Source organism: Hydrogenophaga electricum (genome assembly GCF_030160815.1).
Taxonomy (GTDB): domain Bacteria; phylum Pseudomonadota; class Gammaproteobacteria; order Burkholderiales; family Burkholderiaceae_C; genus Hydrogenophaga; species Hydrogenophaga electricum.
Genome location: NZ_BSPB01000007.1, coordinates 41,604 through 62,628 on the forward strand (window position 1 = coordinate 41,604; position 21,025 = coordinate 62,628).

The window sequence follows — 21,025 nt, forward strand, 5'->3', positions numbered from 1 at the left end:
CGCGTCCATGCAAGTCCTTTTTCAAAACCCCCAGCTCCGTCCGGGCGTTCGTGCGGCCTTCTGTGTTTTTTCGCACTACGACCCCCATGGCACGGTAGAGCCCTATGTCCGCGGCTATCTGGCAGAACTGCAGCGTTGCGGCTTCCAGGTCGTCTTCGTGTCGACCAGCCCCCGTCTGGACACGGAAAGCCAGGAAGCGCTGCGCGAACTGACGGCTGCGGTGATCCTGCGCGAGAACATCGGCTACGACTTCGGCTCCTACAAAACCGGCATCCTGTTCCTGCGACACATGCAGGCCGAACCGTCGCGCCTGCTGCTGACCAACGACAGCGTTTTCGGGCCGCTGCAGCCCCTTGCCCCCCTGCTGCCGGCGCACGATGATTTCGGCCTGTTCGGCATGACCGACTCGTTCGACTTCAGCTACCACCTGCAGAGTTTCTTCATCCTCTATGGCACACCCGTGCTGCGCAGCCCGGCATTCGCCACGTTCTGGGACCGAGTCGAACTGCTTTCGCCCGAAGTGCCGGGCTTCAAGCAGAAAATCATCCTCGACTACGAGGTCGGCGGCTCCCAGTATTTCCTCAACCACGGCTTTCCCGTTGCTGCGGCTTTTCCGTTCCGCAAGACCCTGGCCACCGCCATGGATCACTACGGAACGCTGCTCGCCGCTGCCGAAGCCCCTGGCGGTGTCGCACCCGCCCCGCTCAAGGTGCGCTTCAATGCCACCCACAGTTTCTGGGAAGAGCTGATCGAGCTGGGTTTTCCCTTCATCAAGCGCGAATTGCTGCTGCTCAACCCCACCGGAGCCGACATCTACCGCTGGCCCGACATCGTGGCCCAACACTCGGATTACGACATCGGACAGATCCTGGCAGCATCGTTGAGCTTCTCTGGCAACAACGACGTGTTCTTCACCACCGCACCGGCGGAAATCGCCGCCCGGATGAACGAAGCCGGCGAACTGGTACTGCCGGTCAACCCGACCCTCCAACCCTGGCAAGCCCGGTTCGGCGTTCCCGATGAGCGCTGCTTCGTTTTTGATGAATCCGTCTACATGGACGCCCATCCCGACATCCGTGTGGCGGTACAGCAAGGCAAGCTGGACAGCGCACGCGCCCATTTCAAGAAGCAGGGGCACCGGGAAAGCCGCCGCGTCCCCCTCAAAGCCATCCCCCCGCTGTCTTCCTGAACGCCCACGGGCGTCCACCTCCGGCCGCATTCCGCATGAAAGCCCTGTTCGCCACTTACCCCATGGCCTTCCACACCCCCGGCGGCGGTGAGGTGCAGTTGCTCGCCTACCGCGACCACCTGCCCGCCGCCGGCGTCGACGTGACCCTGTTCGACCTCTGGAACCCCCGCTTCGCCGAACACGACGTGGTGCACTTCTTCTCTTGCGTGGGCGGCTCGGTGCACTTCTGTCACTTCGTCAAGAACCTGGGCAAGCCGCTGGTGGTCACCTCCAGCCTGTGGATCACCGAGGCCACGCAGCACCAGTACCCGATGGACGAGATCCGCGCCCAGTTGTTGCTGGCCGACCGCATCGTCACCAACTCCGAGATGGAGAGCGACACGCTGGCCCGTGTGCTGCGCATTCACCGCGATCGCTTCGCGTCGGTCTACAACGGCGTCGATGCGGTGTTCCGCCACCGGCCCGATGCCAGCCAGTTCCGCCAGGCTTTCGGCGTCAAAGGGCGCTTTGTGCTCAACGTCGGCAACATCGAGCCGCGCAAGAACCAGGCCCGCCTCGCGCAGGCGATGGACGTGCTGCCCGACCACCAGCTCATCCTGATCGGCCATGTGCGCGATCAAGCCTATTTCCAGCAGATGATGGACGCGGCGCCGCCGGGACGCGTGCGCTATCTGGGCCCGATCCCGCACCACGACGACCTGCTGCGCTCGGCCTACCAGGCTTGCGACCTGTTCTGCCTGCCCAGCACGCTGGAAACCCCGGGCCTGGCCGCGCTCGAAGCTGCGGCCCAGGGCTGCCGTCTGGTGATCACCGCCGAAGGCTCGACCCGCGAATACTTCGGCGAAGCGGCGGTCTATATCGACCCGCTCGACGTGGCTGCCATCCGGCAGGGCCTGCGCGAAGGCGCCGAACCGGCAGCACCCCAGCCTGTGCCGGACGCGATCTGGGAGCGCTACGCCTGGCAGCAGGTGGTGCGCAAGCTCCGGCAGGTCTACGAAGGCGTCTGCTGACGCCGCCACCACCGCCCTGGAGCGCCTGGCTCCAGCGGCGATAATTGAGCCTTTGCGCCGCTTGCGGCCACGACGCCCGGTTTCTCCGGGCCCCTGCGCGCCCTCCCGTTCATGAACGATCCCAAGACCGCCCAGACCGCCTCCGCCCAACCCGCCTGGTTCTACGAGGACGTGCCGACCCCGTCGGGTTACAAAGTCCCGTACTTCTTCACCGTGCTGAACGCCTTCTGGCCAGACCTGGAAGAAAACCGGGGTGCCCACTTCAAGACGGAAGCGGGCTACGTCAGCGCCATGGCCTTCTGGGAAAACCCGCTGCGCGGCGCCTCGCCCGACATCGTGTGGCCGCCAGCCGGTGTGTTCCCTCCGGTGCTGTTCGAGCCCGACACCAGCGTCGAACAGGACACCGTGCTGCCCCTGACCAAGGGCATGGTGGGTGCCTGGCGGGTGCGCCCCGACATGCACCACTTCGACCTGACCACGCCGCTGGGCCGGTTGCAGATGCTGCACTGGCGCCTGTCGCTGGGGTGCCGCGAATACCGCTTTCTGGCGGTGACCGACGAAGAGGTCCGCTACCTGCAAGAACCCAGCACCGCCCACGGCGGCCGCATTGCCCACCTGCCCCGGCTCGCCGAGCTGGCGCCCGTGCTGGTGGCCAACCAGCCCGACTTGGTGGCGCGGCTGGCGGCTGGCGAGCCCGAAGCCTACGACTATTGCTGGACCCCGCTGCAAAAGCCGCTGGAAGACCTGCTGGCCAACGCCGTTCGCCGTGCCCCGTCCTACGAGGCCCAGCCTGTGGCGGCGATCGGCACGGCCGAGCCAGGCGGCATCAACATCGTGGGTTTCGCCACCGGCCAGTTCGGCATTGGCGAAGACGCGCGCACCGCCACCCGCGCCATGCTGAAGGCGGGCATCCGCCCGGCCGTCTACGAGCCCCCCATCCCGCTGGCCTGTGCGGTCATCAAGGACGGCTGGATCAACGAACACATCCGGCCCGCGCCGGTGCACCGCTTCAACCTGCTCACGATGCCGGCGCCCGACACGCTGCGCCTGTTCTTCCTTCAGCAGCGCGGCGTGCTGCAGGGTCGCTACAACATCTGCGGCTGGCAGTGGGAACTGCCCCACTGGCCCCAGCACTGGCACCCGCTGATGAACATCCCCGACGAAATCTGGGCCCAGTCGCGCTACGTGCAGCACATGTTCCAGGAAGTCACCGACAAGCCCGTGACCTACATGCCCCTGGCGGTGGAGATGCCCAGCTTCACCCCCCGCACGCGCGAGTCTTTTGACCTGCCCGAACAGCCGTTCACCTTCCTGTCGGTGTTCGACTGCAATTCCTGGTACCAGCGCAAGAACCCGATGGGTGCCATCCGCGCGTTCCAGGCCGCGTTCCCGCCCGGCAATCGCGACGTGCAACTGGTGGTCAAGATGATGAACACCCGCTACGACATGGCCGAATACAAGGAGCTCATGCGCCTGGCGGCCCAGGACGCACGGGTCTTCGTCATCGACGAATTCCTCTCTCGCAACGACATGCTGGCCCTGCTGGACGCGGTGGACGTGTTCGTGTCGCTGCACCGCTCGGAAGGCTTCGGCCGCGTGGTGGCCGAAAGCATGATCCTGGGCAAACCGGTCATCTCCACCAACTACTCCGGCAGCGTGGACTTTGCCCACGAGGGCACGGCCTACGCCATCGACGGCCCGCTGGTCGCGCTGAAAAAGGGCGACTACTCCGAGTACGAGGGCCAGCACTGGATGGACCCCGACATCGGCCTGGCCGCCGAAGCCATGCGCCGCTGCGTCGAAGACCGCAGTGGCACGCAGGCCATGGCTGAGCGCGGACGCCAGATCATCATCGACAACCACAGCATCGACGCCATTGCCCGCCGCTACGCGCAACGCCTGCGCGAGCTGGGCGCCATCGCGGCATGAGCACCCTGCGCATCGTCGCTCCTGAAATCCGCGCGGGCGATGCGGTGGGCAACCACTGCCTGTACCTCGCGCGGGCGCTGGCCCGGGAAGACCGCCCCGTCGCGCTGCACGCCCAGCGCCATGACGTGGGCCCGGACGTGGCCGTGCAGAACTACGATGCCCTGTTCGCCCAGCACCAGCCGACCGATGTGCTGCTGCTGAGCTATTCCACCTACCAGCCCTGGTTGCCGCGCCTGATGGCGCTGCCCGGCCGCAAGGTGGCCTACTTCCACGGGGTCACCCCGGTGGAACTCCTGCTGGAGCACGACCCGGTGGCTGCCTACTGGTCCGCCAAGGCCATCACCCAGTTGCCGCGTCTGGGCGAATTTGACCACCTGATCGCCAATTCGCGCTGGAACCTCGACGACCTGGCCAGGCACCTGCCGCGGCCTCTGGAAGCCGGACGCACGTCGGTCATTCCCCCGATCACGCCCGACATGCCCCTGATGCGCCGCCCGGCCCGTGCCGTGCACGCCTGGCAGCCACCACTGTCCCTGCTCACCGTCGGCCGCCTGGCACCGCACAAACGGGTGGAAGACGTGATCCGGATCGTGGCCAGCCTGGTGCAGCAAGGCGTTCCGGCCACGCTGACCCTGGTCGGCGGCGCTACCAGCGACGACTACCTGCAACACCTGCACGACACAGCCGATACCCTGGGCGTGCGGGCACAGGTCACGTTCTGTGGCCATGTCAGCGACGAAGCCCTGGATCGCTGTTACGCCGACGCCGACCTGCTGGTCTCGGCCAGCCTGCACGAGGGCTTCTGCATCCCGGTGCTGGAAGCGATGCAGCAAGGGCTGCCGGTGCTGGTTCGACAAGGCACGGCGGCCACCGAGGTGGCCGGGAGCGGTGGGGTGGTATTCGGGACCGCGGATGAGGCCGCAGACTGGATCGTGCAGCTGCTGGCCGATCCGGCGCAAACGGCACAGCTTCGCCAGGCCGGGATCGCCAGGGCGGCGGACTGGGTCCGTCAATCGTCCGTGGCGGGCATTGCGACCAGCCTGGAGCCCCGGCACTGACCACCTGCGCGCTGCGCACGCCGCCCACAAGAACGACCACCCATGACGACTTCCCCCCGGATTCTGCTGACCACCTACCATCAGGCCTACCTGAAAAAGGGGGGCGGAGAGTTCGAGCTTTTCTCGGTATCGGAAAAACTCAAGCGGCACGGATTGATCGCAGACCTCTACGGCCCCTGGTCCCGGGCGCTGGAGCACTACGACGTCGTGCTGCACTTTTCTGTGCATGGTGGTGGCCTGGACCTGCTGCATCAGGTGCGCGACAAGGGCGTACCGATCGCCCTCTGGCCCAATATCTGGCTCAACGCCCCGGCCCCGCAGCTCGAACAGCTCGTGCACGAGCACACCGAAGTGGCCGACGTGGTCATCTTCAAGTCGCGCGCCGAGCAGGACATGTTTGCACGCTTCTTCGATCTGCCCGCCCAGAAGGTTCGCAGAGTGATCACGCTGGCCGACAGCATCTATGCACGACCGGCCCCCGAAGGATTGTTCAGGACGCTGTACCAGCTCGACCGCTACGCCATGGGCATGGGCATCATCGAACCCAACAAGAACCAGCTTTCGGTCATCCGGGCCCTCAAAGGCAGCGGCATGAAGCTGGTGCTGGTCGGTGACCATCGAGACGTTGCCTACTACCAGGCCTGCAAACAGGAAGGTGGCGACGAGGTGTTGTTCATCGACGCGCTGCCAGCGCGCTCGGAGATCCTGCGCTCGGCGCTGGGTGAAGCCGAGGTGTTCATCGAATGCTCCCACGAGCCGCCGGGACTCTCGGCCATCGAAGCGGGACTGAGCGGTGCCCGCTTGGTGCTCAGTGACTCCGCCTGGACCCGTGAACATTTTGGCGAGCTCATCGACTACAGCGATCCCGATGACGTGGAATCGATCCGCACCGCCATCCGGGCGGCGCTGAACCGCCCCCGGTCGCCCTCCCCGCTGATTTCCCACCTGGCCCCCCATGGCGCGGACAGCACCATTGGTGCACTCGCGCACATCCTGCAGCAAACCACCACGTCATGAGGCTGACGCTCATCCGGCATGGCCAGTCCGAGGCCAATGTGCAAGGCCTGGTCACCGGCCTGAAAACGTCCGATGGCCTGTCGGCGCAGGGCATTGAACAGATGCGTTGCACGGCGGGTTTGCTGCAGCGTGCTGCGTTCAGGGCAGCGCGGCTGTACACCAGCGATTTCCGGCGCGCGCAACAGAGTGCGGCGCTGGCCTGGCCCGGAGCGACCTTCACCGTCGACGTCCGCCTGGGCGAAACCGATGCCGGTGACGTGGCGGGCTGGCCTCTGGCGAAGTTCCTCGCACAGTGGCCACATTTCTACCGGGACCCCGCCCACTGCTACCCCGGTGGCGAGTCCCACGAAGCCCTGAACCAGCGCGTGCTGTCGTGGCTGGCCGATGTGCGCGCCGCGGACGATACCGACGTTCTGGCCGTGACCCACGCCGGCCCCATCACCTGCCTGCTGCAGCACGCCCTGGGCATCCCGATGAGTGCCTTTCCCGCCCTGCTCGCGCGCAACGCCAGCCTGTCCATCATCGAGTATGCGAGTGCAGACGATCGTGGCAAGGTGCTGGCTTTTTCGCTGTTGCCGGAAGCGTCGCTGTCCGCCTTGATACGCCCCGCACCATGACCCGAAAACTCCGTGTGCTGGCCCTGCAGCGAGAATCGCTGGTGGCGCCGGGCGTGCCATCCCTGTCGGTCGCGGCGCGTGTGACCGAAGTGCTGGACTATCTCCAGGCCGAGGGCCGGGTGGAATACACCTCCATTTCCGAAAACGACCCTGCTGCCAACAACGGCGTGGCCTGGGCGGATGTGCTCATGCTGAGCAAACACGCTTCCGTGGCCGCCCGCGACCTCATCGTCCGGGCCCGGCAACTGGGCAAACGGGTCGTGTACGACCTGGACGACTGGATCTTCTCGTTCCCGAGATACAGCGGCGGCCAGTTGGCGAACGACAAGTCGCGGCTGATCCTGGACATCCTTTCGCAATGCCACGTGGTGACGGTGGCCAACCAGCGCCTCCAGCAGAAGGTCGCGCACCTGGTCCCGGACACCCATCTGGTACCCAACGGCATGTGGGTTGAAAAATACGCGCCGCAGGGGCTGCCAGCCTGGAGCGAAGTGGCCGACAGCAAACGGATCGTGTTCACCAATGCGGACTTTCTCAAGATGGAGAAGTCCAAAGAACTGCTGCTGACCGCATTGCAGGTGTTCTTCATCCGGCACCCGGCGTTCGTGCTGGACTTCTACGGTGACCCGTTCCCGGAAATCGTGTCACTGCCTTTCCTGCATTTCACCAACCGCATGCCCTACGAGCAGTACGTCGGCGCCCTGATCTCGGGCCGGTACCGACTCTCCATCACGCCGCTGGGCGCGGATGAGGACCCCGAGGCGGCAGAATTCAATGCCTGCAAGAACCCCTTCAAATTCCTGAACTACGGAACGGCGGGCGTGCCTGGCATCTACTCGGCATCGCCGATCTACACCGGGTGCATCACCGACCTGGACACCGGCGTGCTGGTGGACAATACGCTGCAAGACTGGATATCGGCGCTCGACAGGCTGGCTTTTGACAGCGCCTTGCGGCAGACCATCCGCACCCAGGCCTTCGAGGACATCCACACCCATCACCATATTCGCTGCAGCGCGCGAAAGCTGCTGGATTGCGCCATTTAGACCCAATCCCACCACACCCATGCCCGACGCGTTTGCTTTGTTTGAATGTCTCTACCAAGAGCGCCAAACGGTCAGCGAGAAGTCATTCACACCGCTTCGCATTCACAACCGGCACCCCGAACGGCGCGAACTGCAGGCCTATGTCGAGGCCTACCGCCAAGGGCGGCACCGGGCGGCCGAAAAAACCGGCCTGTTCTCGCCGAAATTCGCGCTGAAGACCCATCTGACGGTGGCACAGTTCCGGCAGTTTGCGCTCCAGCACGCCGACGCCGACATCTGCCTGGTCAACCCGTTTCCGCAGTTGCGCTACTGGTCCTACAACGTATGGATGCAGGGTGAGCACGCGCACCCTGGCCTGCTGAGCCGCGCCCAGGCCCTGCTCGACGCCGTGGGCCTGGATATCGATCTCCGGAGCGTGCCTCGGCATGGCGCCGAGCTGCTGGCGTACAGCAACTTCTGGGTGGCGACCCCGGCGTTCTGGGAAGCGTACATCGGCGGCTGGCTAGTGCCGATCTCGGACTTCCTCGACCGGCATCCCGACCACCCCGCGGTGGTGGCCATCCTGCAGGGCACCGACCACACCCAGGCCGCTCCCTTCCTGCCCTTCATGGTCGAGCGGCTGCTGAGCAGTTGGCTGTCGCTGCACCCCGACTGGCGCGTGGCGGCCTACCCGATCGAAGCCTCGGCCGTGCGCGAGCAGTACTGCCTGAGTCGGTTCGAACGCCTGCTGTTCGACCAGATGCGCGACGAGGTGGACCGCTGTGACCGGAATGGGCACTTTCCCGACGAAACCCTGTGGCGCATGAACGGTATGTGCGCGCTGTACCAGCAGCATTGTTTCGACTACTACGTGCATCAGCCGCACCCGCACACAGGCCAAGTCGTCAAGCGCCTCGTCCATCCGTCCGATCAGTCCTTCCCCCCTCCGCGCTAATCCCATGTCCGCCAGTGCCCCCCCAGTCAACCGCCTCCGTCGCCTGTTCATCCGGTGCGCCACCCGCGTCCGTCGGGCGCTGGGCATCGGATCGCCGATTCCGGTCGTCGACACAGCCCGGTTGACCGAGGGCTACCACGCCCACCAGGACAACCCGCCCGTCGATCCCTGCGTCAAGGTGCTGGCCTACTACCTGCCCCAGTTTCACCCGTTCCCGCAGAACGACGCCTGGTGGGGCAAGGGTTTCACCGAGTGGTCCAACGTCGGCAAGGCGCAGCCCAACTACGCCGGGCACTACCAGCCGCACTGCCCGATCCACCTGGGTTATTACGACCTGCGCCTGGTCGACAACATGATCGAGCAGGCCCGGCTGGCCCGCAACTACGGCATATACGGCTTCTGCTACTACTTCTACTGGTTCAACGGCACGGTGCTGATGCACCAGCCGCTGGAGCAGATGCTGGCCGACCCGCGTGTCGACATGCCGTTCTGCCTGATGTGGGCCAACGAAAACTGGAGCCGGCGCTGGGACGGCAAGGACGATGACATCCTGATCGCCCAGGAGCACTCGCGTGCCGATTCGCTCGCTTTCATCCGCCACCTGGGCCGGTATTTCCAGGACGATCGCTACGTGCGCGTCAACGGCTTGCCCGTGCTCATCGTCTACCGGGCCAACCTGATTCCCGACATCGCCGAAACCGGGCGTCTCTGGCGCGAAGAAGCTCTGCGCCTCGGCCTGCCCGGCCTCTACCTGGTGGCGGCCCAGTCTTTCGACATCACCTCCCCCGCGCCGTTCGGCTTCGATGCGGCGGTGCAATTTCCGCCCCATCCGTTCCGCCAGTATCCGGACCACCAGCCCGAAGTCACCATCACCAATCCGGCCTTCACCGGGCGGATCCATGGTTACCCGGATGTGGCGCAGCGCTTCGTGCAACGCGCCGATGAACCGTACAAGGTGTGGCGCGCCTGCATGCTGTCCTGGGACAACACGGCCCGCAAACAAGATGGCGCCACCATCTTCAAGGACTTCAGCCTCCAGGGCTACCAGCAGTGGCTGTCCCACAACCTGAACGTCACCGCCCACGACCCTCGGCTGAACGATGACGAGCGCCTGACCTTCGTCAACGCCTGGAATGAATGGGCAGAAGGCTCGCACCTGGAGCCCGACCGCCGGTTCGGCTATGGCTACCTCCAGGCCACCTACGATGCCGTTCAGGACCACGACAGCCGTTGGGGCATCGTGCCCGGTCACCCGTGGGCACGTCGGCACGACGTGGCCGTGGTGCTGCACCTGCACTATGCCGAGGTGGTCGACCCTTTGCTCGACCAGATCGACCAGGCGTTTCCGGACGGCCAAGTCGATCTGTATGTCACCACCACCGCCAGCGCGCACGGCGCCCGGGTGCGGCAGCGCTGGCCACAGGCCCAGGTGCGTCTGGTGGAAAACCGAGGCCGTGACATCCTGCCCTTCGTGGAAGCCTACCGCCAGATCCATTCGCTCGGTCATCTGGCCGTCTGCAAGGTGCACACGAAACACAGCGCCTATCGCCCGGATGGCGAGCGCCTGCGCCAAGGCCTGCTCGCCCCCTTACTGGGTTCCGTTGCCACGGTGCAAGCCGCGCTGACACGGTTCCGGCAGGATCCGAAGCTCGGCATGCTCGTGCCCGGCCCCTTCCTGATTCCGGCCACGCGGCGCAATGCCTCGTCGAATCTGGCCAACCTAGACCGGCTGGAGTCGCTGACGGGCGTGCCCTACGGCTACACCGACCTGGCCGCCGGCACCATGTTCTGGTTCCGCCCCGCCTGCCTGAGTCCCCTTCTAACCCTGAAGCCCCAGGATTTCGACCTGGAAAGGGGCCTCGCCGACGGCACGCTGACGCACGCGGTCGAACGCATGATGACCTCCTGGGCCCGCGCCGAGGGATACACCGTCGCCACCTGCTGAGTCATGCCGCCGCTCGCCCGGTAGCGCTCCCGGGTCAGCGGCGACACACACGGCGAGCACCGGGTGCTGCCATGCCGGACCGGCCGGTCTACAATTTCCGGTTGCGCCCGCAGGCGTTTCCGTCCACCGACCGGTCACAGAAAAACACCGTGAAGCTCATCATCCAGATCCCCTGCTACAACGAAGCCGCTACCCTGGGCATTGCATTGGCGGCCTTGCCGCGGGAGGTCCCGGGGTTCGACAAGGTGGAATGGCTGATCATCGATGACGGCAGCCAGGACGACACCGTCAAGGTGGCGCTGGAAAACGGTGTCGACCATGTGGTGCGGCACACGCGCAACCAGGGCCTGGCGCGCGGCTTCATGAACGGCCTCCAAGCCTGTCTGGAGCAGGGCGCCGATGTCATCGTCAACACCGACGCCGACAACCAGTACAACGCCGACGACATCCCGCAGCTGACGCAGCCGATCGTGGACGGCAAGGCCGACATCGTGGTCGGTGCCCGCCCGATCCAGGCGATCGAACACTTCAGCCCGATCAAGAAGTTCCTGCAGAAGCTCGGCAGTTGGGTGGTGCGCGTGGCCAGCAAGACCAACATCCCGGACGCCCCCAGCGGTTTCCGCGCCATGAGCCGGGCTGCCGCCCAGCGGCTGGTGGTGTTCAGCGACTACACCTACACGCTGGAAACCATCATCCAGGCCGGCCAGAAAAACATGGCCATCACCTCGGTGCCGATCCGTGTCAACGGCGACCTGCGGCCTTCGCGGCTGGTCAAGAGCATCAGTTCCTACGTGCGCCGCAGCATCGTCACCATCATCCGGGTGTTCGCGATCTACCGGCCCTTCCGCTTCTTCGGCTCCATCGGGCTGGCCTTCTTCACCGCCGGCTTCCTGATCGGGTTGCGCTTCGTCTACAAGTGGCTGACCAACGAACACGGTTACGAAGGGCATGTGCAGTCGCTGATCCTGGCCAGTTCGCTGCTGATCATCGGCTTTCACACCATCCTCATCGCCTTCGTGGCCGACCTGCTGGCGGCCAACCGCAAGCTGATGGAAGAGGTGCGCACCCTCACGCTGGAAAACCGCGACCGCCGCTCCTGATCATGCTGGCCGTCACGGGTGCCACGGGCTTCGTGGGTCGGGCATTGCTGGGACGGCTGGTCCGCGACGGGCGGCCCGTCCGAGCCCTGACACGCTCGGGACCCTCGGGCCCGGGCCAGGTCTGCATCGGCGACATCGGCCCCGACACCGACTGGCGCGCCGCGCTGGCGGGCGTTCGCTGCGTGGTGCACTGCGCGGCGCGCGTGCACGTGATGGCCGACCACCACCCCGACCCGCTCGCGGCCTACCGCGCTGTCAACACCGCCGGCACCGAACGGCTGGCCCGGCAGGCGGCTCAGGCCGGGGTCCGGCGCCTGGTGCTGGTGAGCACCGTCAAGGTGCTGGGCGAACGCTCCCTGCCGGGCCAGCCGCTGTCGGCCAACAGCCCCGCACAGCCTGAAGACCCCTACGGCCGGTCCAAGCACGAGGCCGAACAGGCCTTGTGGGCGGTGGCCCGCGAAACCGGCCTGGAGGCGGTGGTGGTGCGCCCGCCGCTGGTGTACGGACCGGGCGTCGGCGCCAACTTCCGGGCCTTGATGCGCTGGGTCGCGCAAGGGCGCCCGCTGCCGCTGGGCGCCATCCGCAACCAGCGCTCGCTGGTCGGGATCCACAACCTGGTCGACCTGCTGGTGCGTTGCACCGACCATCCCCAGGCGCCTGGCCGTGCCTGGCTGGTCTCCGACGGCCACGACCTCTCCACCCCCGATCTGGTCCGCGCCATGGCCGCTGCCACCGGGCGGCCGGCGCGGCTGTGGCCCGTACCGGTCCCGGCACTGCAACTGGCCGGGCGCCTCACCGGCCGTGCCGCTGCTGTGGCCCGCCTGACCGAGTCGCTGCAGGTCGACATCAGCGACACGGTGCGGCAACTGGACTGGCGTCCGCCGTATCCGGTGGACATCGAACTGGCCCGCACCGCCGAGGCCCTGGCATGAAGCGCGCATTCGACCTCGCCCTGGCGCTGCCGCTGGCGCTGCTGCTGGCCGTGCCGGTGGCGCTGATCGCCTTGGCCGTGCGCCTGACCTCACCCGGTCCGGCCATTTACTGGAGCGACCGCGTGGGCCGGCACAACCGCCTCTTCCGCATGCCCAAGTTCCGGTCGATGCGCATCGACACGCCGGCCGTGGCGACCCACCTGCTGACCGACCCGCAGCTCTACCTCACGCCCATCGGGCCATTCCTGCGCAAAAGCAGCCTGGACGAGCTGCCCCAGCTGTGGAGCATCCTGGTCGGGGACATGAGCTTCGTTGGCCCCCGCCCGGCCCTGTTCAACCAGGAAGACCTGATCGCCCTGCGCACCGCGGCCGGCGTGCACGAACTCGTGCCCGGCCTCACCGGCTGGGCCCAGATCAACGGGCGCGACGAGCTGCCCATCCCGGTCAAGGTGCGCTTCGACGCCGAATACCTGGAGCGCCGCTGCCTCGCCTTCGACCTGAAGATCCTGTGGCTCACAGCGGTGCGCGTGCTCAGCCGCGCCAACATCACCCACTGACGGACGGCCTCAGAACCATGATGCGCCGCCGCCAGCCCTTGCGCCCTGCCGAAGCCGCGCCCCCGGGCGATGGCATTTCCATCGTGATCCGGGCCCTCAACGAAGGCCAGCACCTGGGCACCTGCCTGCAGGCGATCGGGCAGCAGTTGATTCACCGCCCCGTCGAGGTGGTGCTCGTCGATTCCGGCTCCACCGACGCCACGCTCGACATTGCCCAGGCCCACGGCTGCCGGATCGAAACCCTGGCGCCGGGCGCTTTCAGCTTCGGGCGCGCGCTCAACCTCGGGGTGCGCGCCAGCCAGCACCCCATCGTCGTGTCGCTGAGCGCCCATTGCGTGCCCGCCGACGAGCGCTGGTTGTCCTGCCTGGTCGCTCCGCTGCTGGAAGGGCAGGCTGCCATGGCTTTTGGCAGCCATGTGGCCCCCGCCACCAGCCGCAGTTCGGAAATGAACTACTTCGCTTGGAAGTACCGCGGGCCCAGCGGCCTCACCCGGCGCCCGTTGATGAACAACGGCAACGCGGCCTTTCTGCAGGCGCTGTGGCGGCAACACCCGTTTGACGAAGCGCTGCCGGCCCAGGAAGACATGGCGTTCTGCCAATGGCACCAGCACCATGGCCAGCGCCTGTTCTATGTCGCCGAAGCGCAGGTGACGCACCACCACAACGACCGCAACCACGCGCTGTACCGCCGGCTGTACCGCGAACTGGCGGTCGAATTCCACCTGGGAGAACGCTCGCGCAAGGACTTCTTCCTGTTTCTGGCCGCCATGCCCGTGCATGTGGTGCAGGACCTGGCCACCTCCCGCCGCAAACGCGCCATGCTCAAGGCGCTCAAAGGCATCCTGGCATTCCGCGGTGTGCAGGCGGCCGCCTACTGGCGGGCCTGGCAATCGTTCGACCGCTTCATCCACCCCGACCGCTGACGTGACCCTGGGCCTTTTCGAGCTGTTCTACGAGCCGGGCCAACAGCCGCGGTTGCCGGTCCCCTTCCAGCCCTTCGACGCCCGTGGCGTCAACCGCGCCGAGTACCGCGAGCTGCAGGCTTTTCGCCTGTTCGCCAACAGCGACACCTGGGCGGGCCTCGGCCAGAGCGGCCTGTTTTCGCCCCGGTTTCTGGACAAGATGGGCATCGCCATCGATGACGTGCTGCGCTTCGTCGCCGCCCACGGGGAGGCAGATGTCTGCCTGTTCCACCCCTATCCGCGCGAACTCTCGCTGGCGAACCACTTCCTGGAACTGGCCGAACTCGAACACCCGGGCATCACCGACACCCTGCAGTGGGTCTGGAACCGGGTCTTTGATTCTCCCCTGCCGCGGGTGGATGCCTCGGCCGATGCCTTCCTGTGCTGCCACTGCAACTATGTGCTGGGGTCGCCGCGCTTCTGGCAAGGCTATGCACCGTTCGTCGATGCCTACATGCGGCTGCTGGATGCCCCCTCCGGCAACCCCCTGCAGCAACCGACGCCCTACACCCTCACCCGCACCGGCGATCGCACACTGCCGCTGGGGGTGTTTGCCTTCGAACGGGCCCTCAGTCACTACCTCAAACAGTGCGGCACCGGGCTGAAGGTGGTGAACTACGCCTTCAGCGGCCTTTCGTGGCAGGCCCCCGAACTCTTTGCCGGCGAAGCGGCGCTGGTGGACCGGTTGCAGGCCGGCATCCGGACTCCCGCGGGCTCCGGCGAACCCGAAGCACAACGCCGCCGCCAGGCGGTGCGGCATTATTTCGAGCACCGACGGGTGGCTTTTCAGCCCGGATGACCCCTGTGGTGGCGTCACCATACAACGCCTGACCGCGACCAAACGGTCAAAAAATAGGGCCGGGAGAGGCTGCAGGCGTAAAATCAGCCAGCTTCACGACACACCTGCCCATGCCCATCCACCGGCTCGCCCTGCCCATCCTGGGCATGCCCCGTGCGGCCAAACGCATCGTGGTCCTGGCGGTAGATGCCTCCCTGTGCATCCTGACCGTCTGGCTCGCCTACTACCTCCGTCTGGGCGAATGGATCACGCTCTCGGGTGATCCCGTCTGGCGCCCCATGTGGGCCGTCGGGGCCTCGCTGCTGCTGGCACTGCCCATCTTCATCGTCAACGGCTTTTACCGGGCCATCTTCCGGTACGCCGGCCTGACCGCGCTCATGACCGTGGTCAAAGCCATTGGCGTCTACGGTCTGGTCTACGCCACCATCTTCACCGCTTTCGGCATACCGGGTGTACCCCGGACCATCGGCCTGATCCAGCCCGTGCTGCTGCTGGTGCTGGTGGGCGCCTCGCGCATGCTGGCGCGCTTCTGGCTCGGCGGCATCTACCGCGACCAGTTGCGCACGGCCGCACTGCCCAAGGTGCTGATCTACGGCGCGGGCAATGCCGGCCGCCAGCTCGCAGCGGCCATGGCCAACAGCCACGAAATGCGCGTCATCGGTTTTCTCGACGATGACGACCGCCTGCACGGCCACGTGCTCAATGGCCTGGCGATCTACAGCCCCGCCGACCTGCCCAGCCTGGTCAACACCCTGAAAGTCAGCACCGTGCTGCTGGCCATTCCGTCGGCCAGCCGCCACCGCCGCAACGAACTGATCACGCGCATGCTGCAGGCCCATGTGCAGGTGCGCACGCTGCCCAGCGTGAGCGAGCTGGCGCAGGGACACGTGGGCACGTCCGACCTGCGCGAGCTCGATATCGACGACCTGCTCGGCCGCGAGCCGGTGCCGCCCAACCACATCCTGCTGGGCAAGAACATCGCCGGCAAGGTGGTGATGGTGACGGGTGCCGGCGGTTCGATCGGCAGCGAACTGTGCCGCCAGATCCTGGCCATCGAACCGGCGGTGCTGCTGCTGATCGAGCAGAGCGAATTCGCCCTGTACGAGATCCACCAGGAGCTGGAAAAACGGATCACGGCGGCCAGCAGCCCGGCCCGTCTGGTGCCTTTGCTGGCCTCGGTGCGCGACGAAGAGCGGCTGCGCGAGATCATGGCCGCCTGGCAGCCCCAGACCGTCTACCACGCCGCGGCCTACAAGCACGTGCCCCTGGTCGAGCACAACCCCATCGAAGGCATCCGCAACAACAGCCTGGGCACCCTGGTGGCGGCCCAGGTCGCGGCGCAGGCCGGCGTGAGCGATTTTGTGCTGGTGAGCACCGACAAGGCTGTGCGCCCCACCAATGTCATGGGCGCCAGCAAGCGCCTGGCCGAGATGGTGCTGCAAGCCCTGACCGAGACCCACCCCCGGACCCGGTTTTCCATGGTGCGGTTCGGCAACGTGCTGGGTTCGTCCGGCTCGGTGGTGCCCAAATTCCGGCAGCAGCTCCGAGATGGCGGCCCGATCACGCTGACCCACGAGGGCATGACCCGGTATTTCATGACGATTCCCGAGGCCGCCCAGCTCGTGATTCAGGCCGGCGCCATGGCGCGGGGTGGCGACGTGTTCGTGCTGGACATGGGTGAGCCCGTGCGCATCATGGATCTGGCCCGCCGGATGATCGAGCTGTCGGGCCTGACCGTGCGTGACGCGCAGAACCCCGAAGGCGACATCGCCATCCAGGTCACGGGCACCCGTCCCGGCGAGAAGCTGTACGAAGAACTGCTGATCGGCGACAACCCGCAACCGACCTCCCACCCGCGCATCATGAAGGCGCACGAGGAGTTTCTCGCCTGGGAGGTGCTGCAGCCGCGCCTGCTGGCGCTGCAGGAAGCCCTGGACCAAGGGCAGGTGCAACTGGCGCGCGATCAGTTGGCAGGTCTGGTGACCGGTTACACCCCCGACCGCGAACTGGTGGACTGGGTGCTGCTGGCCTCGCGCCGGCAAGCGACAGCCGGACACTGACGGCACACGGTCAGGCCCGCCTCAAACGCTCCCGGCACATCGCCATCGTGGGGCGCTCAGCGGGGTCTGTCTGCAGGCAAGCATCGGCCAGTTGCTGCAAAGACGCGCTGGTGGCGCTGTCCAACACGCCCGATGCCAGTTCCTCCACCAGGCAACCAAACGCACGCACCTCAAGGGCCATCATCTTCCCGGCCAAGTCGGGGCAATGCATGGGCAGGCGCGTGGCCGCCCCCAAATCGCAGAGGATGGCCTGGCCGGTGGCGGAGTCCCAGCGGATATTGTGGGCGTACAAATCACCGTGCATCACCCCGTGTGCATGCAGGTGCGCGACCGCAGAAGCCACGTCGCCAGCGAGGCGCCAGGCTTGTGCAGCCCCGATCCGCCACGGCACGGGGTAGACATCGCGCGTGCAGCGCTCAAGGCTGGGTGGCGCGGCCAGGTCTTGCCATGCGGCCGGCAGCAACGGCATCAGCACCCCCTTCCGGTGTTCCGGATGCCCCTGAAGCTGCGCCACGGGCGTCATCACGGCAGGATGGGCAGCCACACCAGCCCCCACCAACAGCTCATCGTCCGGCAAGCCATCGCTACCCATGGTGCCCTTGAACAGTTTCAGCGCCAGATGGGGCCGACAGCCGGCACGGACTTCGAACACCTCGCCAGAAGCCCCTTCGCCCAACCGATCGCGCACAGCGAGTTCGGACCAATCCACCTTCGGCAAGGCATCGCTGGCGGAGCCGGCCTCGCTACACGGATTGCCGGCCAGCGCGAGCCAGGCCAGACGGGGCAATTGCCCCAATTCGGTGGGCCAGCGACCCAACTGGTTGGCGGCCAGACGCAGCAGCTCCAGCGCCGACGCTGCGGCCAACGTCTCGGGCAAACCACACAGGCGGTTGCCCGTGAGCATGAGCTTCTGCAGATTCGGCATCAGCCCCAGGCGCTCGGGCAACCGTTCGAGCAGGTTGTCGGTCAGCACCAGGGAACGCAGCGAAGCGGGCAAGCTGGCCGCCGGCACCAGGCCAATCCGGTTGGCCCGGAATCCCACGGTTTCCAGGGAGGGGCAATCGCCCAGGGATTCCGGCACAACCGTGAACCGGTTGTTCGAGGCGAAGAGCACGCGCAGGCGCTTCAGCCGTCCCATGTCGGGCGGCAAGGCGTCCAGGTGATTGCCCGTGAGGTTGAGCACCTCCAGGCTGTCGGCCAGATCAAACACTTCGGCCGGCACCTGCGTCAAGCCGCAGGCCAGATCGAGACGGCGGGTCCCGGCCAGGGCACCACTGCGCAGTTGTTCGAGGGTGTGCATCAGGTCAGCCGGCAGGCGCTCTCAAGGACAGCACAGACCGACAGCCTGAGCAGCGGTGTCAACCCGAGGCTCAAGCGCCATGGGCCGTTGGCAGCCGATCGCCTTGTAGGTTCTGCGAGGAGCCTGGCGCAGCCGAACACCCCGGACTCATGGGCTGTGCGCCTTCGGCACTCGCTTCGGCGGCGCGCGGCTGCGCCGCGTGCAGAACCATCGCCGAATCGGGCGGCGCGGCCAAATCGAAGACCGCGACAAAACCACAATCCAGGGCGGCCAGCGGGTGGCAGGCCTGCACGTCAGGCCGCTCCACGCGCTGCAGCATGTGCGCTTCGACCACGAGGGAGCCGCTGCGCAACCACAGCCGCTCGGCCGGCTGGCAGCGATCCAGCAGCACCCAGCCTTCTGCCTGATAACGGCCATCCCGCACACGAACCTGGTCGACATGCCCGGTCATGCGGTTCGGAACCTCCGTTGCGCCCATGGCCAATGGAGACGTGTGCCCCCCACAAGCCGGAATGCCCCGCACCGACCACGGCCGCTCCAGAGACAGCGCGGCCACGTCCAGGCTGGCGACAAAACCACAGCCCAGGTCGCCATCCGGGTAATGGTCGAGCACATCGGGGCGCGCCACGGCGTTCACCAGCGGGACCGTCAACGCCGTCACCCCATCACTCACCAGCAGGGCCGACACCGCCTGCTGATTCCAGGCCAGCGCCCACCCGCGCAGCATGACCACATCCCGCTCAATCCAGAGATCATCCACCTGACCGACCGCCGGCCATGTCACGGACGTGGGTACCGAGCCCGATGGCAAGAGACGAAGCACGCCGGCCAGACCCGACAAGACCTCTGTGCACGTCGCCAGTTCGTGGTCAAGCTGCCGACAGAAGCTCACGTGGAGGTAATCCCTCATCACGCCAGTCCCCAGGGCCCCCGGTTTTTGCGCGGCCGAGCGGACCCCAGGGTCCTTCAAATGCAGCAAGGCCTGGCTCTTCATGAGTTCCAGCAGTTCGTGCACAGCATCAACGGCCTCGGGCGACGGCGGCCGACGGAGGAATCGCGACAGCATGCCCTCATAACCCACCAGGCAGCCCAGGTAGTTGGACAACGTCGAGCGGGAGGTCATGATCGAGCCCGGCCGGACACGGCGGCGGAACCATTTGTGCGGCAGCTCGCGCACCCGCTGCGCCGCCAGGCACACTTCGAAGGTGAACAGATTGTCTTCGTGCAAGCCTGCTTCCGGATACCTGATCGCGGCCGTTTCCAGCAATTCACGCCGAACCAGATAGATGCAAGGGGAACACCGGTACTGGCCTTGCGCGACCTTGCGCGCCAGAAACCCCTCGCCTGTCATCGTCTCCGTCGGACCATGCTCGCCGTCGAAATAGGTGAACATCTGCGGCCGTTGCGCCCGCATTTCGGCATCACCGAACGACGAAGCCCCGAACCACAAGGCGTCCAACTGGTGCTCATCTGCTTCGGCCACGGCCTGCGCCAACGCCTCGGGAGCGAGCAGATCGTCGCTGTCAAAGCAGTAGACATACCGGCCACGGGCCACCGACAGGCCGGCATTGCGCGCGGCACCGGGTCCGCCATTGGCCTGCCGGATGACACGGATCCGGGGGTCTTCCGCCTGAAAGCGCGCCAGGATGTCGGGACAGGCATCGGTCGACCCATCATCGACGCACAGCAGCTCAATGTCCTGCAGGGACTGCCCGCGTATCGACTCCAGCGCAGCCGGCAGGTACGGCGCAGCATTGAACACCGGCATGATGACGGACACGAGGGGCACAGAGACTCCGAAGACAAGAGATGGGACCGCCCGGCAGCGTTGGGGGCGAACAGCGATATTGTCGCTTTTCTCGCCCCTCGAGCAGCCCTCAAGAGGCCAGGGGTTGCGCACCCGCCAGCCGGAAAGGCCCGTCCGGTTCTGCGATGATCGGGCCTCTATCCGCTTCCATTGCGCTGCGCCATGAACACCCGTTTGTTTGCCCTGTCCCTTTCTCTGGCAATGGCCTTGGGACTGTCCGCCTGCTCGCGCGAAGAGTCCGGCAGTGCTGCCACCGCCCCAACCATCGCCACCCCGCAAGCCTACGAGGCCGTGGCAGCGCAAGGCAAAGGCTTTTCGGTCGGCGCCCTGATGAGCGCCCAGACCGTGTACGTGCTGTTCGACCCACAATGTCCGCACTGCGCCCACCTGTGGCAGGCCGCCCAGCCGCTGCTGGGCCAGACGCGCTTTGTCTGGATTCCGGTGGCCATTCTGGGACCCAAGAGTCTCCCCCAAGGTGCCGCGCTGCTGCAGGCTGCGGATCCGCAGGCCACCATGACGGCGCACGAACAGTCGGTGCTGGGCGGCAGCGGTGGCATCGCGGCATCGGCCAGCATCCCGGCCGAGGTGGAACAGGCCATCCGCGCCAACACCACCCTGCTCGGCCAGTTGGGAGCCGATGCGGTGCCGTTCATCGTGGCCCGCCACCGCCAGAGCGGACAGGTCGTGACCCAGGCCGGCGCCATGGCCACCGATGCGTTGGCCCGGTTGATTGGCGCGACGCCCTGACCGGGGCGCCTGCCGC

18 protein-coding genes are annotated in these 21,025 nt (G+C 66.4%); 16 read left to right on the forward strand and 2 right to left on the reverse strand.

Going from position 1 to position 21,025, the window contains the following annotated elements; genetic code table 11:
* Positions 1 to 7 precede the first annotated feature (7 nt).
* From QQK43_RS06630 to QQK43_RS06700, 15 genes are all read left to right on the forward strand, one after another.
* Entirely contained in the window at positions 8 to 1,189 is a 1,182-nt protein-coding gene (locus QQK43_RS06630; RefSeq protein ID WP_234266984.1) for a rhamnan synthesis F family protein, read from the forward strand.
* 35 nt (positions 1,190 to 1,224) lie between these two features.
* Positions 1,225 to 2,199 (forward strand): glycosyltransferase, encoded by a 975-nt coding sequence (locus QQK43_RS06635; RefSeq protein WP_284307164.1) that lies wholly within the window; start codon positions 1,225 to 1,227, stop codon positions 2,197 to 2,199.
* Positions 2,200 to 2,310: 111 nt separating this feature from the next.
* On the forward strand, positions 2,311 to 4,128 hold the full coding sequence (locus QQK43_RS06640) for a glycosyltransferase family 4 protein (RefSeq protein WP_284307165.1): 1,818 nt from the start codon (positions 2,311 to 2,313) through the stop codon (positions 4,126 to 4,128).
* On the forward strand, positions 4,125 to 5,186 hold the full coding sequence (locus QQK43_RS06645) for a glycosyltransferase (RefSeq protein ID WP_284307166.1): 1,062 nt from the start codon (positions 4,125 to 4,127) through the stop codon (positions 5,184 to 5,186). The genes QQK43_RS06640 and QQK43_RS06645 overlap by 4 nt, the downstream gene beginning before the upstream one ends.
* A gap of 42 nt (positions 5,187 to 5,228) precedes the next feature.
* Entirely contained in the window at positions 5,229 to 6,203 is a 975-nt protein-coding gene (locus tag QQK43_RS06650) for a glycosyltransferase family protein (protein WP_234266979.1), read from the forward strand.
* Positions 6,200 to 6,820, forward strand: coding sequence for a histidine phosphatase family protein (locus QQK43_RS06655; protein WP_234266978.1), 621 nt, complete (start codon positions 6,200 to 6,202; stop codon positions 6,818 to 6,820). The genes QQK43_RS06650 and QQK43_RS06655 overlap by 4 nt, the downstream gene beginning before the upstream one ends.
* A complete protein-coding gene (locus tag QQK43_RS06660) occupies positions 6,817 to 7,866 on the forward strand; it encodes a glycosyltransferase family protein (protein ID WP_234266977.1) in 1,050 nt (349 codons plus the stop codon). Before QQK43_RS06655 ends, QQK43_RS06660 begins: the two co-directional genes overlap by 4 nt.
* Positions 7,867 to 7,885: 19 nt before the next feature.
* Positions 7,886 to 8,800 (forward strand): hypothetical protein, encoded by a 915-nt coding sequence (locus tag QQK43_RS06665; RefSeq protein WP_234266975.1) that lies wholly within the window; start codon positions 7,886 to 7,888, stop codon positions 8,798 to 8,800.
* Positions 8,801 to 8,804: 4 nt separating this feature from the next.
* A complete protein-coding gene (locus QQK43_RS06670; protein WP_284307167.1) occupies positions 8,805 to 10,745 on the forward strand; it encodes a glycoside hydrolase family 99-like domain-containing protein in 1,941 nt (646 codons plus the stop codon).
* A gap of 149 nt (positions 10,746 to 10,894) precedes the next feature.
* Positions 10,895 to 11,845, forward strand: a complete 951-nt coding sequence (locus QQK43_RS06675) for a glycosyltransferase family 2 protein (protein WP_234266973.1) — start codon at positions 10,895 to 10,897, stop codon at positions 11,843 to 11,845.
* A 2-nt stretch (positions 11,846 to 11,847) separates the two neighbouring features.
* Entirely contained in the window at positions 11,848 to 12,777 is a 930-nt protein-coding gene (locus tag QQK43_RS06680) for a UDP-glucose 4-epimerase family protein (protein WP_284307168.1), read from the forward strand.
* Entirely contained in the window at positions 12,774 to 13,334 is a 561-nt protein-coding gene (locus QQK43_RS06685; protein ID WP_234266971.1) for a sugar transferase, read from the forward strand. Before QQK43_RS06680 ends, QQK43_RS06685 begins: the two co-directional genes overlap by 4 nt.
* A 17-nt stretch (positions 13,335 to 13,351) precedes the next feature.
* A complete protein-coding gene (locus QQK43_RS06690) occupies positions 13,352 to 14,257 on the forward strand; it encodes a glycosyltransferase family 2 protein (RefSeq protein ID WP_234266970.1) in 906 nt (301 codons plus the stop codon).
* Between the two features lies 1 nt (position 14,258).
* The gene (locus QQK43_RS06695; RefSeq protein WP_234266969.1) at positions 14,259 to 15,095 is read left to right on the forward strand and encodes a hypothetical protein; all 837 of its coding nucleotides are present in this window, start codon (positions 14,259 to 14,261) and stop codon (positions 15,093 to 15,095) included.
* A 110-nt stretch (positions 15,096 to 15,205) separates the two neighbouring features.
* Positions 15,206 to 17,155 (forward strand): polysaccharide biosynthesis protein, encoded by a 1,950-nt coding sequence (locus QQK43_RS06700; RefSeq protein WP_234266968.1) that lies wholly within the window; start codon positions 15,206 to 15,208, stop codon positions 17,153 to 17,155.
* A 10-nt stretch (positions 17,156 to 17,165) separates the two neighbouring features.
* On the opposite strand, the gene QQK43_RS06705 is transcribed toward QQK43_RS06700, so the two are convergent.
* Both QQK43_RS06705 and QQK43_RS06710 read right to left on the reverse strand, forming a co-directional pair.
* Entirely contained in the window at positions 17,166 to 18,455 is a 1,290-nt protein-coding gene (locus tag QQK43_RS06705; protein WP_234266967.1) for a leucine-rich repeat-containing protein kinase family protein, read from the reverse strand.
* A gap of 70 nt (positions 18,456 to 18,525) precedes the next feature.
* On the reverse strand, positions 18,526 to 20,235 hold the full coding sequence (locus QQK43_RS06710) for a glycosyltransferase family 2 protein (protein ID WP_284307169.1): 1,710 nt from the start codon (positions 20,233 to 20,235) through the stop codon (positions 18,526 to 18,528).
* Positions 20,236 to 20,424: 189 nt separating this feature from the next.
* Here QQK43_RS06710 and QQK43_RS06715 point away from each other — a divergent pair, with 189 nt between their 5' ends.
* On the forward strand, positions 20,425 to 21,009 hold the full coding sequence (locus tag QQK43_RS06715; protein WP_284307170.1) for a DsbC family protein: 585 nt from the start codon (positions 20,425 to 20,427) through the stop codon (positions 21,007 to 21,009).
* Positions 21,010 to 21,025 lie beyond the last annotated feature (16 nt).

What these genes read in the sequence shown, in the direction of transcription:
- QQK43_RS06630 (WP_234266984.1), top strand. Translation starts at nt 8, where the DNA reads ATGCAAGTCCTTTTTCAAAACCCCCAGCTCCGTCCGGGCGTTCGTGCG.
- QQK43_RS06635 (WP_284307164.1), top strand. Translation starts at nt 1,225, where the DNA reads ATGAAAGCCCTGTTCGCCACTTACCCCATGGCCTTCCACACCCCCGGC.
- QQK43_RS06640 (WP_284307165.1), top strand. Translation starts at nt 2,311, where the DNA reads ATGAACGATCCCAAGACCGCCCAGACCGCCTCCGCCCAACCCGCCTGG.
- QQK43_RS06645 (WP_284307166.1), top strand. Translation starts at nt 4,125, where the DNA reads ATGAGCACCCTGCGCATCGTCGCTCCTGAAATCCGCGCGGGCGATGCG.
- QQK43_RS06650 (WP_234266979.1), top strand. Translation starts at nt 5,229, where the DNA reads ATGACGACTTCCCCCCGGATTCTGCTGACCACCTACCATCAGGCCTAC.
- QQK43_RS06655 (WP_234266978.1), top strand. Translation starts at nt 6,200, where the DNA reads ATGAGGCTGACGCTCATCCGGCATGGCCAGTCCGAGGCCAATGTGCAA.
- QQK43_RS06660 (WP_234266977.1), top strand. Translation starts at nt 6,817, where the DNA reads ATGACCCGAAAACTCCGTGTGCTGGCCCTGCAGCGAGAATCGCTGGTG.
- QQK43_RS06665 (WP_234266975.1), top strand. Translation starts at nt 7,886, where the DNA reads ATGCCCGACGCGTTTGCTTTGTTTGAATGTCTCTACCAAGAGCGCCAA.
- QQK43_RS06670 (WP_284307167.1), top strand. Translation starts at nt 8,805, where the DNA reads ATGTCCGCCAGTGCCCCCCCAGTCAACCGCCTCCGTCGCCTGTTCATC.
- QQK43_RS06680 (WP_284307168.1), top strand. Translation starts at nt 11,848, where the DNA reads ATGCTGGCCGTCACGGGTGCCACGGGCTTCGTGGGTCGGGCATTGCTG.
- QQK43_RS06685 (WP_234266971.1), top strand. Translation starts at nt 12,774, where the DNA reads ATGAAGCGCGCATTCGACCTCGCCCTGGCGCTGCCGCTGGCGCTGCTG.
- QQK43_RS06690 (WP_234266970.1), top strand. Translation starts at nt 13,352, where the DNA reads ATGATGCGCCGCCGCCAGCCCTTGCGCCCTGCCGAAGCCGCGCCCCCG.
- QQK43_RS06700 (WP_234266968.1), top strand. Translation starts at nt 15,206, where the DNA reads ATGCCCATCCACCGGCTCGCCCTGCCCATCCTGGGCATGCCCCGTGCG.
- QQK43_RS06705 (WP_234266967.1), bottom strand. Translation starts at nt 18,455, where the DNA reads ATGCACACCCTCGAACAACTGCGCAGTGGTGCCCTGGCCGGGACCCGC.
- QQK43_RS06715 (WP_284307170.1), top strand. Translation starts at nt 20,425, where the DNA reads ATGAACACCCGTTTGTTTGCCCTGTCCCTTTCTCTGGCAATGGCCTTG.